Consider the following 12072-nt stretch of genomic DNA (forward strand, 5'->3'; position numbering starts at 1 on the left):
GACATGGTATTAGTAGGGCCTGATATTCGGCTCTAACCAACCTGATAACAGAGCCGCGATGAGTAAGACGACAGCTAATGCAGAGAAGAGGACTCGACGGCCAAGATAAAAGCTCATTGGCTTGGTTTCTGTCGTTTGGTCATTTCTGTCTGCTTCAGGCCCTTTAACCATTGTAAACATGGCCCGGAAGAGGTTAACGATAATGAACAGTAGTAACATGACCAGCAATGATTTGAATATGAGTACCATAAAGGCTTCCTTGTTTGGATTAGTGAAATCGTATTCTTTCTGGGTTGTTGTGTTAGTAACTGTGACCGCCTTTTCTATTTTGGTCAAATTGGGCTTGTGGCAGTTATCAAGAGCGGAGCTCAAACAGCAGATGGAAACCATATTGGATTCTCGGAAAAACATGGCTGAAATTGAGCTTAGTGTTTTTGAAGTGTCAAATAATGACTATTTGACCGGAACCAGAGTGTCTGCGGATTTGATTCCTCTCGAAGGAAAATATGTATTACTCGATAATCAGACTTATCAGGGAAAGGTGGGTTACCTCGCTTATCAACTGATGCTTTTTGCACCTGAACGGGCCATCTTGGTTGAACTTGGATTTGTCGCAGCAATGCGTCAGCGGGCTCTATTACCGCAGGTTGAATGGTTGGCACGCCCCCTATCTTTGAGTGGGAGACTATACCAACGTTCGGAGAACCCGCTAAGCCATGCATTACATATAGAGTCACAAATCCCTCATCGAATTCAAAATCTTAATATAAAGCAGCTTGAACAATATTGGCAGCACCCAATTGCGCCTTATGTATTGCAACCTCAATCTTTGGATTGGCCCTATCAACAGCCGTGGGTGCCTGTCCCTTTGAGTTCAGAAAAACATTTTGGGTATGCTGTTCAATGGTTCGCTATGGCGACCGCGCTGCTATTGCTGAGCTTGTGGATGCTTGTACGAGCCATAAAACGAGGAAAATCGAATGGTTAACCCTGTAATCAGAGGCCGGCTTATTTTGGTTGGTTTGGTCGTGATGTTTGCGCTACCTGCGCTTATTGCAAAAACCTTTTTGGTCAATCATTGGTACTCCTCTGGGGTGACGAATAAAGGTCAACTGATTGAGCCCAAACAGAGCTTTTCTGCTTTGGGTCTCGATAACCCGCTAAATCGCCAGCAATGGCAATTAGGCTACTTGCTTCCGCAGCAGTGTGACCAATTCTGTCAGAAGCAGGTGTATCTACTTGGCCAAAGTCATTTGGCTCTGGGGAAGTACCAAAGTCGTGTGGCGCCTGTCCTTCTCGTCTCTGGCTTAAGTGACCGCTCGGTTATTGCGCAAAGTGGGTTTGATGCTATAGAAGTGAATGAGGCTTTTCATCAGGTTATTGCTGATTTTGAATACGTCATCGTTGATCCTTTGGGCCAATTGGTGATGCGCTACCCCAAAATGGACTCAAAGCAAGATTTGATAAGCCAGAGTAAAGATGTTCTGGCGGATCTTCGCAAGCTATTGAAACTCTCCAGAGTGGGTTAATACTAGGCAAGGAACCGATTATGGGATTGATCAACTTAGTGCGTTTTAGCCTCATTTTAACCCTCATGGTCATTATGTTGGGCGCTTATACTCGGTTAGCCGACGCGGGTTTGGGGTGCCCCGATTGGCCGGGCTGCTACGGACATCTTACCGTGCCCACTGATCAGCATGAGATAGCACTGGCCAATACGCTTTACCCTTCGTTAACGATCGAATCGAACAAAGCTTGGTTGGAAATGGTGCATCGTTACTTTGCCGGTACATTGGGGCTGGTGGTGTTTTTAATTTCGGTCTTAACAATCAAAACTAGGATGTTGCCGCCTAGTTTGCCGATCTTTATTTCGCTGGTGGTGGTTTTTCAGGCGCTGTTGGGTATGTGGACGGTGACCATGAAGTTGATGCCTGTGGTTGTCATGGGCCACCTATTGGGAGGGTTCACGCTCCTGAGCCTGTTGGCCATTCTTTACTGGCGGCTGTGTGACAAAACATATCATCATCGCCATTTTGTGTCATCAAAGCGCTTAAGGAATCTTGCACTATTTTGCTTAGGTTTGATTGTGGTTCAGATAGGGCTTGGGGGGTGGACTTCGTCGAATTACGCCGCCCTAATGTGTACCAGTTTACCAATTTGTGAGGGCGATTGGGTTAATTACCTAAACTTTGAGCATGCTTTTCAATTGATCCAGCCCGAACAAGATAGTTATGAGTTTGGAACGCTAGACTATGACGCAAGAATGACCATTCATATTACTCACAGGTTTGGTGCTTTACTGGTGACTGTATTTAGTAGCGCCTTACTGTATATGATTTTTTCTCGTGGTGATACCCGATTAAAAAGGGCGGCAATGTACATGCTATTAATGCTACTGCTGCAAATTAGCTTGGGCCTAGGCAATGTTTTATTAAGCCTACCGCTGGTGGTTGCGGTGGGACACAATATTGCTGCCGCCATGCTTTTGTTGTCCGTTCTTCATGTGAATTATCTATTGGTTAGGCAGCGCCAAAATACGGTCTCTACGACCCATATTTTTAGTCAGGAGGGCTCACTATGAGTGACATTATTGGACATTTTTCTCAGCAAGAACGCTCCTTATGGCGTACTTATCTCACGTTGACGAAGCCCAAGGTTGTTGCATTAATGCTATTGACTGCCTTGGTTGGCATGTGCTTAGCGGTGCCAGGAGCGTTACCCATAAAACAAGCGGTGCTTGGTATGGTCGGTATTGCTCTGATGGCGGGTTCAGCGGCGGCATTTAACCACTTAATTGACCGACGTATTGATGCGGTGATGGCTCGGACTTATAAACGACCTTTACCCTCGGGTGAGTTGAGTGTCAGAGGGGTGTTTGTATTCGCTGTTAGCATTGGTGTCGTGGGCTTTGGAATTTTGTACCTTTGGGTCAACGCCTTGACCGCAGGACTGACATTAGCCAGTTTACTTGGGTATGCGGTTATCTATACCTTGTATCTTAAGCGGGCGACCCCACAAAATATTGTTATTGCGGGCATCGCCGGCGCAATGCCGCCATTATTGGGTTGGACCGCTGTTACAGGAGAGTTGCATGCTAACGCGTGGTTGTTGGTTATGATCATCTTCATCTGGACTCCTCCCCATTTTTGGGCGCTGGCTATCCACCGTAAAGATGATTATGCCAAAGCCAATATCCCTATGTTGCCGGTCACCCATGGAGAGGAATACACAAAAACCTCAATATTGCTCTACACGGTATTATTGTTCTTGGTTTGTTTGTTCCCAGTATTGGTAGGTATGGCTGGGTTATTCTATCTGACGGCAGTCTCTATTCTCTGTTCATTGTTTGTCTATCATGCTTGGAAACTGAAATTTTTCCAGCAAGAAAGACAAGCATTCAAAACGTTTGTGTTTTCTATTTGGCATCTGATGCTCTTGTTCAGCGCGTTACTGGTCGAGCACTATCTCATCGGATAGAGTCTATTTTTTGGTGTTTAAGCGCGCGGGTTTCCAATCTTCTAAACAGGAAGGAAAGGGTCGAGCAAAAGAGCAAGTATGCGGCTCCAATCACTATCCATACTTCAAAAATTAAACCGGATGAATTCGCGATTTCACTTCCAACAAAGGTGAGTTCCTGAATTGAGATAAGGGAGACGATAGCAGTATCTTTGACCAAGGAGATCGCTTGACCTGCAATGGCTGGCGTGATGCTGGCTAGGACTTGTGGGGCGATAATGTCACGGTACTTAACCCACTTGGATAAGCCAAGTGAGTGCACCGCTTCGTATTGCCCCTTTGGTATGTTTGCTATACCGGAGCGGACAATTTCCGCTATGTAGGCGGCGGAAAGTAAGCCGACACACAGTACGCCGGAAAGCAGGTTCTCCCTAAGAAAACTGGGGCCAAAAAGAAAGTGTGCTATCGTGTTACTTTCATTGGAGTTGTGTCTAAGGATAGCGTCAAGGCCCAATAAAGGGATCAGCTGATTCGAGATAAAGAAATAGAAAATGAAGACAAAGACAAGTGGCGGTATATTCCTTATTAGTTGGACATAGAGGGTGGCTGTTGCTCGAAAAATCGAACATTGTGATTGACGGGCGATGCCAAGTAGAGTGCCAAACACTACAGCGATCGCTAGCCCCCATAGACTGAGCCTTAAGGTTGAAAACACACCTTGAAAGATATAAGGCATTGACCCATCGGCTCTTCGGTTGAGAAGTAACGCGAACACCTCATTCCATTGCCACTGGTATTGAACCCCAATAGAAGCACGTTGGTAAAGCCACACGAGCACTAAAGCGCCTAATGCCAGTAGTATGATGTCGAGTGAGTTGAGGGACCAGCGTTTTACACTGGCCGTAGGCCTCGGTAAGGTTGTTTCTCTATCCACCTAAAGTTCCGTTTGATGTCCAATGAGTAAAGCATTGCCTGAATGAGGCTCCGCCGCTAGGCGCTTAATTGCCGGAAGCAATGCTTTTCTGCCAGTCTAAGGTTGAAAACCAATATTCGTAGCGCGACGCTAACCAGCCATCTTCAGTTCTTGCCTCAATCCATTGGTTGAAAAAGGCTTGTTTGTCACTCTCGCCTAATCTGACGGCAAAGGCTTCATTTCCTCTGGACAGACGTTCGGTGAAAGGAATGAAAAGTTTGTCAATGTGTTTCAGTGCTTCGTGTTCGGGTTTCGGGCTAGAGGCAATGACAGCATGGGCGTTGCCATTTAAGACTTCTTGGAAAGCTTGAGCTTCATCATCAAATTGAAGTATTTTTGCTTTTGGGAAGGTTTCACGTGCGATCTGGACTGTAAACGCCCCTCGGCGAGCTGCGATCTTAATTCGACGTGAATTAAAATCATTGAGTTCAGAATATTTGGCTGCTAACTGCTTGCTGGCCGCCAACTGAACGCCAGAATGAGAGTAAGGTGTCGAAAATAGCACGCTTTTTGACCGTTCTGGCGTGATACTCATCCCACCAATAATGACATCAAATTTCTTTGCGAGCAGAGCAGGAATGATGCCGTCCCAAGCGGTTGGAATGAACTCAATTTTCCAACCAGAGTCGGCAGCCAGTCGTTGAGCTACATCAATTTCAAAGCCAATGAGTTCACCCTGCTTGTCACGCATTGCCCATGGGACAAATGTCGACATACCAACGCGCAGTGTGCCACGCTCGTTTATCTTATCGAGGTTTGGCGTGTCTTTGGCAAAAGACGAAGACATGGCGATCATTAAACCAAACGTGAGTGTGATGGCTTTCAGTAACAAACTCAGCACTTGTCTGTTTCTTTTCGTTTTTATCATTGGATTTCCTTATTGTTTTCTTTGTCCCATTATTGTTCTCGCCAGCTTGCGCCTAACTTGTGTTCTATCAATGCTGCAATGCCAGATAATGATACAGTGAGCAGCAAATAAATCGCTGCGACGGTAAACCATATCTCAAACGGCATCGCCGTTTCTGAAACAATATTTCTTCCTTGGGTTGTTAAATCAAAGATCGCCATGACACTGACGATTGACGAATTTTTAACTAGGGATACCACCTCATTGGTCAATGACGGCAGCGTTCTTTGGATGAGTTGAGGAAAGATGATGTCGCAATAGGTTGACAGAGGACTTAGGCCCAAAGACCTTGCTGCTTCCCGCTGCCCTTTTTCGATGCTATTTAGGCCACCACGTACAATTTCAGCGGTGTAAGCGCCTTGAAATAAAGATAATGCCAAAACCGCGGTCGCGAATCTATCCAGCCCAATGACAGGTCCAAACACAAAATACAGCAAATAAATCTGGACAAGGAGCGGTGTGTTTCGAATTAACTCTACATAACCGTTGGCTAATAGCCGACCTACCACAGAATGTGACCGTTTTAACAAGGCGGTCGATACGCCGATAATCAGAGTAAATATCAAGCTTAGGAAAGACAATTGAAGGGTTACCCATAATCCTTCACTCAATTCAGCAGGCCACCACTGTTTATCTTCATAGAAAGCAATGTAGTCGACAACCCGATGCCATTGCCATCGATAGTCCATGGCTTTGGCACCGGAATCTAGCAACCACCATAGGGCGATAACGACAAAGGCTATTTGAGTCAGAGCAGAGATAACGCGTTTCATTAGTGACTGATTATCTTGTCGAGGAACTGCTTGGTTCGGGCATGTTGAGGTTGAGAGAATAGCTGCTCAGGTGGGCCAACCTCGATAATTTCACCTTGATCCATAAAGATCACCCGATCGGCGACTTGCCGTGCAAAGCCCATTTCATGCGTGACGCACATCATGGTAATGCCGTCGTTAGCGAGATCGGTCATCACGTCAAGTACTTCATGGATTGTTTCAGGGTCCAACGCTGAGGTGGGTTCATCAAACAATAAGATTTCGGGCTTCATACATAAAGAGCGGGCAATAGCGACACGTTGCTGTTGGCCACCAGAGAGTTGAATCGGGTATTTATTTGCTTGTTCGCTGATCTTCACTTTGCGCAAAAAGTGCATGGCGACGTCGATGGCTTCTTTTTTGCCCAGTTTTAACGTGCGCATTGGCGCGAGTATGAGATTGTCGAGAACAGAAAGATGCGGAAACAAGTTAAAATGCTGAAAAACCATACCAATTTTTCCCGCGGGGACTTTGGAAATGGGCAGACCCAGTACACTAATCTGGCCTTGGCAAACGCCTTCCAATCCATTGATAGTGCGAATCAAAGTTGATTTTCCTGAGCCTGAGGGGCCGCAAATGACCACCTTCTCACCTTTATTGACCGAGAGACTGATCTCTTTCAATACCTGAAAATGACCATACCACTTGTTAATCTTTGTAAAATTAATGGCTTTCATGCCCTGAATGCAACTGAGTTTATATGTTTTGGCCACCATAGCACATTAGAGAGAAATTGCACCTGATTGGGTTCGGTGTGTGTCCTAAACCTGATCTGAGTAGCGCCTTTTGGCGCGTGTAAAATTTTTATTACATTTAATTATAATTGTAAAAAATGCAGAAATATTGCCTTTTGTTTAAAAAAGTGGTTGCAAGCAGGGTTTTTGATAGATAAGTTACAGGGAAGCCCAAAAATTAAAACAGAGCATTTTTGTACCACCAGCCTTTGGTGCTGTGCTCAAGCTAAGAAAATAGGAAGACGTAAGCAATGTTTCAAACCGATGATGTAAGAATAAGTAAAGTAAAAGAATTGTTGCCGCCAGTGGCTGTTTTAGAGAAGTTTCCGGCGACTGAAACCGCGTCTTCAACCACGTTCCGTTCTCGTGAAGCGATTTCTAATATATTGAAGGGTAAAGATGATCGACTATTAGTGATTGTTGGTCCCTGTTCTATTCATGATCCCGAAGCGGCGATCGAATACGGTCAGCGCTTAAAAGTACTGCGCGATGAATTAGGCGATCACCTTGAAGTAGTGATGCGGGTTTACTTTGAAAAACCGCGGACAACCGTCGGTTGGAAAGGCCTCATTAACGACCCTTATATGAATGACACGTTTAAGATCAATGACGGTTTGCGTATTGGGCGTAAATTGCTGCTGGATCTCACGGATATGGGCCTGCCAACCGCGAGTGAATTTCTTGATATGATCACGCCGCAATACGTGGCTGATCTTATTAGTTGGGGCGCGATCGGGGCTCGTACCACTGAATCTCAGGTTCACCGTGAACTTGCGTCGGGGATTTCTTGCCCTGTTGGTTTTAAAAATGGGACCGACGGCAATATTAAGATAGCCTCTGACGCGATACGCAGTGCGAGTGCATCGCATCACTTTCTTTCTGTGACTAAATATGGTCATTCAGCGATTATTGAAACGGCGGGTAACCCCGATTGTCACATTATTCTTCGTGGTGGCAAAGAGCCTAATTATAGTGCCGAACATGTCAGTGCGATTAAGTCACAACTAGAATCATCAGGTCTGCCACAGAAGGTGATGATTGATTTCAGCCATGCCAATAGTTCAAAGCAATTCAAGCGCCAAATGCTAGTGTCAGATGATGTTTCTGCACAGATTGCTTCGGGTGAAGACGCAATTTTTGGTGTCATGGTCGAGTCTCATTTGGTTGAAGGCCGTCAGGATTTGGTGGACGGTGAAGTGGCGACATACGGCCAGTCAATTACAGACGCGTGTATCGGTTGGCAGGACACTGAAAAAGTACTGCGTCAATTGGCCGATGCAGTGGAAGCTCGCCGGAACAAATAACAGCCAGCATCTTAATGTCAAAAAGCTCCTGATTTAGGAGCTTTTTTGTTTTAGTATTCCACCGAATACTTTTCATCCTATTCGGGAAAAAACCAACAATGCGGCAAGGTCACCGATCAATGTATGGGCTGTGTTGTTTGGTGACCGTAGCAAAATATAATTTATCGGTGGATGCTCCGTGAGCCGGTATGAACGAAACATAAAACGAGAGCAGGGAACACGTGTTCGTCTTGGAGAAAAATTGATGATATCGAAAGTGACAACAGCGCCTCAAGGCCCTGAATTTTCTCAGTTAGTGCAAGGTTATTGGCGTTTGGCTGAATGGGGGATGACGGCGCAGCAAAGACTGTCTTTTATCAAACAACATGTTGAATTGGGGATCACGACCGTTGATCATGCCGACATATATGGTAATTATGCTTGTGAAACCTTGTTTGGTGAAGCGATTCAATTACAACCGTCTATTCGTCAGCAGCTACAGATCGTGACTAAGTGTGACATCAAATTGTGTAGCGATCGCTTCCCGCAGCGAACAGTGAATCATTATGACACGAGCGCTTCGCATCTCTGTGAATCCGTGAATAACTCTCTGGCTCGCTTAAATGTCGATCATATTGACGTGCTACTGATTCATCGGCCAGATGCTTTGATGGAAGCGGATGAGGTCGCGGATACGTTCGAGCAGTTACACAACGCTGGTAAAGTGAAACATTTTGGCGTCTCTAACTTTACGGCAAGTCAGTTTGATTTGTTGCAGTCGCGATTAGATAAACCTCTGGTGACCAATCAGGTTGAAATAAACCCTCTCAACTTTGGCGTCGTCGATGATGGGACGCTTGACCACTTACAAATGAAGCAAGTTAAACCCATGGCATGGTCTTGTCTGGGGGGAGGACATTTGTTTACTGGGCACGATCAACAAGTGGTACGGGTACGCAAAGAATTAGAAAAGTTATCTTTCGAACTTGGCGCGCAGAGCATTGATCAAGTGATCTATGCGTGGATAAACCGTTTGCCTTCTCATCCTCTTCCTATTATCGGTTCTGGGAAAATTGAGAGGGTTAAAGCGGCGATCTCCTCGTTAGATATTGAGCTAACACGTGAGCAGTGGTATCGAGTTTGGGTAGCGTCTAAAGGACACGGAGTCGCTTAACAATAGGAATATTGCCAGTGTTCGTTGGTCAATAACCAAGATGAGGTAGGGATAGAATAAGTGGTTACCGCACTCGAACGGTGCATGGATGCTTGCCTGTGTTTTTTGACTTATCTATTCACCTCTTCACGTATAACGAGGTCATTTCTCGCTGAGGTACATCGACAAGGGTGTACCTTTTCACCTCGCCAGTCTTTCGTCTTGTCCATATAGAGTGATGCCACAGATTAGATGGCTGACATCACTTGGCATGAGTAGAGGCCAAGGCCAACTTTGGACAGAATAATCCCATCACATCAGTCACCCATTATTTTTGATGCACTATCTATAATTAATCATTCAAGCTGAATCTGATGATTCAACGGACTCAATGGCGGACAACGTGCTGTTGCAACAGTGCGTCGAGTATCGATGGTGGTTTAACCTAAAGTGTGAGTGATCAGCCTTGAGGTTTTTGGTGCGATTCTTAAATGTGAGATTTTGGATTTTAAAAATAAATAAACTATTTATTTTCAAATGCTTGCAGGTTTTTTTTGATAGGGAGTTCCGATATTATAGCGCAGTTCGGCCTTCGTCGTCGGTGAAAAGAAAATCAGTGCTGGTATCAAAGATAGAATTTGATATTTTTGTCGGCAATGCACCAAAATATAATGAATAAGTGTCTTAATTGCTGTTGACGGGTTGAGTCAAATTAAGGGGAAAGTATGAATGTTCAAGTAGCACGCCAAGAGCGAATCGTTGAAGAATTGACTGGCGAGGTTATTGCTGTCCAGCCTGATGGAAAGGCAAGACAAGTCGCAAAAGGCGATACTATTCAACCGAACGAAATCTTGATCACAGCACAAAATGCTTCCGTTGTGTTAGGTGATAGTGCTGCATCTCGGTTTATTGGTCAAAACGCGCTTGCATTGGACATTCAGACTGACGAAAGTGATGACCGTTTTCAGGTCACTGAAGTCGAAGGGAATATCGGTTTTGATCTCTCACTCTTAGGTGAAGGTGCGTTGAACGAGGATGATATTACTGCGATTCAGGATGCCATACTAGGTGGCGCTGACCCGACTCAAATTTTGGAAGCAACCGCTGCTGGAGCGGGTGGAGCTAACTCGGCCAATGGCGGCTTTGTAACGATTGATTATAACGGGACTGAAGTCCTTGCCAGTACTTTCTTTGAAACGGCCTCCCAACCCAATGCGCTGAATCCTGAAAATGACAATGAAGTCGATGAGTTCGTGTATGCCAATGGAGGTGAACGCGTCTCAGGGGGACTCGTTGAAGGGAGCTTATCCGCGGGCACGTATCCGCAGTCTCAAACTGGAACAATCCTTGTTTCCGCTGGTAACCTTGCGCTTGACCCAACCAGTTTCGTGCCCGATTCTACCTCGCTGGCAAGTCTTTTGGCAGAGCTCAATTCAGAGGTCAGTTCTTCAGGAAAACCCGTGAGCTTTACCTATGATGCGACGGACAATGCGATTATAGGGGTTAACGATCAAGGCGAAGTCCTTCGAATAGTCATAGACGCCACTCAGGTGGGTAAAGATGTTTCCCTTGATCTGACAACGACTATAAGCCAGCCAATTGATCATCTTAATTCAATTGGTGCCGGACAAGTGGCGATCAATGGTGATCAGATTTCAGTGAGCTTTGAAATCACGGGTATGGACTCAGGCGGAAACGCTCTTCAATCACCAATTGATGCTCAGGTGTCGATTACAGATGGCCTTAACCCAACTCCCCAAGACAGTGATGTTGCTATTATCGAGTCAAACTCGGCGGTTGTGGAAGGCGATCTGGTTGAAATCGGAAGTGATGCACTTTTATCGGTAATTTTTGACAGTCAAGCACTGCAGCAATTTGATGGCTTGTTAAGTGACAATCAGACCACAAGCGCCACATTATCCGATGATGGTTCAACCATCACACTAACCATAGATGGTTCAGGTGAGCCGGTGTTGACGGTCAGTGTTGATACGCAAGGTCATTACCATTATCAGCAATTTAAGCCACTAGAACACAGCCAATCAGACACTATCTCACTGTCGTTACCAACTCGTATTGTCGACTTTGATCAGGATACGGTTACCAACACCATCAATATTTCCATAAGCGATGGGATGAACCCAGTCATTACTCACGTCGATCGGCTGACCAGCATCGATGAATCTGGGCTTTCCCAGGGTTCACTGGCGGGCAGCACGGCGATCTCTGGAAGTGGTCGCATCACAGTGGACGTTGGCAGTGACATGCTTGACCATTTTGAGTTGGCGCCTGATGAGTTCAATACTGATGGGTCTTTGACTTCGCAAGGTCAAGAAATTACGTTGGAGCTTACCTCTGAGGTTAATGGCGTACGGACCTATGCTGGTGTGATTGACTTGAATGGGACACGAGTGCCTGTTTTTGAAGTCAAGATTGATTCACCAACTCAAGGCAAATATGAATTTACCTTGTTGGAATCTTTAGACCATTTGGGCACCCATGAAGCGTCTTTAGTGGTTGAATTGCCCGTCTATGCGGTTGATGCTGACGGTGACCGTTCTGAATTAGTGGGTGGCGGCGGTGTGATAGAAGCCGCCAAAATTATTATCGATGTCAAAGACGACGGCCCCACTATCAGCGCGGCCCAAGCGTTGCACGTAGAAGAGAACGATTTGTCTAGCGGCTCCAGCCCAGAGAGCCGCGCCCTAAGCCAAGACGGCACCTTCACCACGGTGGAAGGCGCAGATCGGGTGG

At 45.8% G+C, this 12072-nt stretch carries 12 protein-coding genes; 7 read left to right on the forward strand and 5 right to left on the reverse strand.

Going from position 1 to position 12072, the window contains the following annotated elements; genetic code table 11:
- Positions 1-9: 9 nt before the first annotated feature.
- Positions 10-249 (reverse strand): DUF2909 domain-containing protein, encoded by a 240-nt coding sequence (locus tag HLM86_RS08700; RefSeq protein ID WP_076589641.1) that lies wholly within the window; start codon positions 247-249, stop codon positions 10-12.
- Between HLM86_RS08700 and HLM86_RS08705 the strand changes: the two genes are divergently transcribed.
- Genes HLM86_RS08705 through cyoE form a run of 4 tightly spaced genes read left to right on the forward strand, consistent with a single transcriptional unit; the run spans position 239 to position 3477 of the window.
- Entirely contained in the window at positions 239-988 is a 750-nt protein-coding gene (locus tag HLM86_RS08705; protein WP_170882609.1) for an SURF1 family protein, read from the forward strand. The genes HLM86_RS08700 and HLM86_RS08705 overlap by 11 nt on opposite strands.
- The gene (locus HLM86_RS08710; protein WP_076589643.1) at positions 981-1529 is read left to right on the forward strand and encodes a redox-active disulfide-containing membrane protein; all 549 of its coding nucleotides are present in this window, start codon (positions 981-983) and stop codon (positions 1527-1529) included. Before HLM86_RS08705 ends, HLM86_RS08710 begins: the two co-directional genes overlap by 8 nt.
- 20 nt (positions 1530-1549) lie before the next feature.
- On the forward strand, positions 1550-2581 hold the full coding sequence (locus HLM86_RS08715; protein WP_170882610.1) for a COX15/CtaA family protein: 1032 nt from the start codon (positions 1550-1552) through the stop codon (positions 2579-2581).
- Positions 2578-3477: a heme o synthase gene (gene cyoE / locus HLM86_RS08720; RefSeq protein ID WP_076589645.1), complete on the forward strand. Its 900-nt coding sequence runs from the start codon at positions 2578-2580 to the stop codon at positions 3475-3477. Before HLM86_RS08715 ends, cyoE begins: the two co-directional genes overlap by 4 nt.
- Here the strand turns inward: cyoE and HLM86_RS08725 are convergent.
- The 4 genes from HLM86_RS08725 to HLM86_RS08740 form a co-directional block, all read right to left on the reverse strand.
- Positions 3467-4390, reverse strand: coding sequence for an amino acid ABC transporter permease (locus HLM86_RS08725; protein WP_170882611.1), 924 nt, complete (start codon positions 4388-4390; stop codon positions 3467-3469). The two genes, cyoE and HLM86_RS08725, sit on opposite strands and share 11 nt — an antisense overlap.
- A gap of 64 nt (positions 4391-4454) precedes the next feature.
- Positions 4455-5297 carry a transporter substrate-binding domain-containing protein gene (locus tag HLM86_RS08730; protein ID WP_076589647.1) on the reverse strand — a complete coding sequence of 281 codons (843 nt, stop codon included), beginning with the start codon at positions 5295-5297 and terminating at the stop codon, positions 4455-4457.
- A 29-nt stretch (positions 5298-5326) separates the two neighbouring features.
- Complete coding sequence (locus tag HLM86_RS08735; RefSeq protein WP_076589648.1) at positions 5327-6109, reverse strand: amino acid ABC transporter permease; 783 nt, start codon at positions 6107-6109, stop codon at positions 5327-5329.
- Positions 6109-6825, reverse strand: coding sequence for an amino acid ABC transporter ATP-binding protein (locus tag HLM86_RS08740; RefSeq protein ID WP_076589649.1), 717 nt, complete (start codon positions 6823-6825; stop codon positions 6109-6111). Before HLM86_RS08740 ends, HLM86_RS08735 begins: the two co-directional genes overlap by 1 nt.
- A gap of 308 nt (positions 6826-7133) precedes the next feature.
- On the opposite strand from HLM86_RS08740, the gene aroG reads away from it, so the two are divergent.
- The 3 genes from aroG to HLM86_RS20215 form a co-directional block, all read left to right on the forward strand.
- A complete protein-coding gene (gene aroG, locus HLM86_RS08745) occupies positions 7134-8186 on the forward strand; it encodes a 3-deoxy-7-phosphoheptulonate synthase AroG (protein ID WP_076589650.1) in 1053 nt (350 codons plus the stop codon).
- 244 nt (positions 8187-8430) lie between these two features.
- Positions 8431-9339, forward strand: coding sequence for an aldo/keto reductase (locus HLM86_RS08750; protein ID WP_170882642.1), 909 nt, complete (start codon positions 8431-8433; stop codon positions 9337-9339).
- Positions 9340-10043: 704 nt separating this feature from the next.
- Positions 10044-12072: retention module-containing protein (locus tag HLM86_RS20215; protein WP_254868782.1), on the forward strand; the 2029-nt coding region annotated here is incomplete at its 3' end.

Source organism: Vibrio ostreicida (assembly GCF_013074385.2).
GTDB classification, from domain to species: domain Bacteria; phylum Pseudomonadota; class Gammaproteobacteria; order Enterobacterales; family Vibrionaceae; genus Vibrio; species Vibrio ostreicida.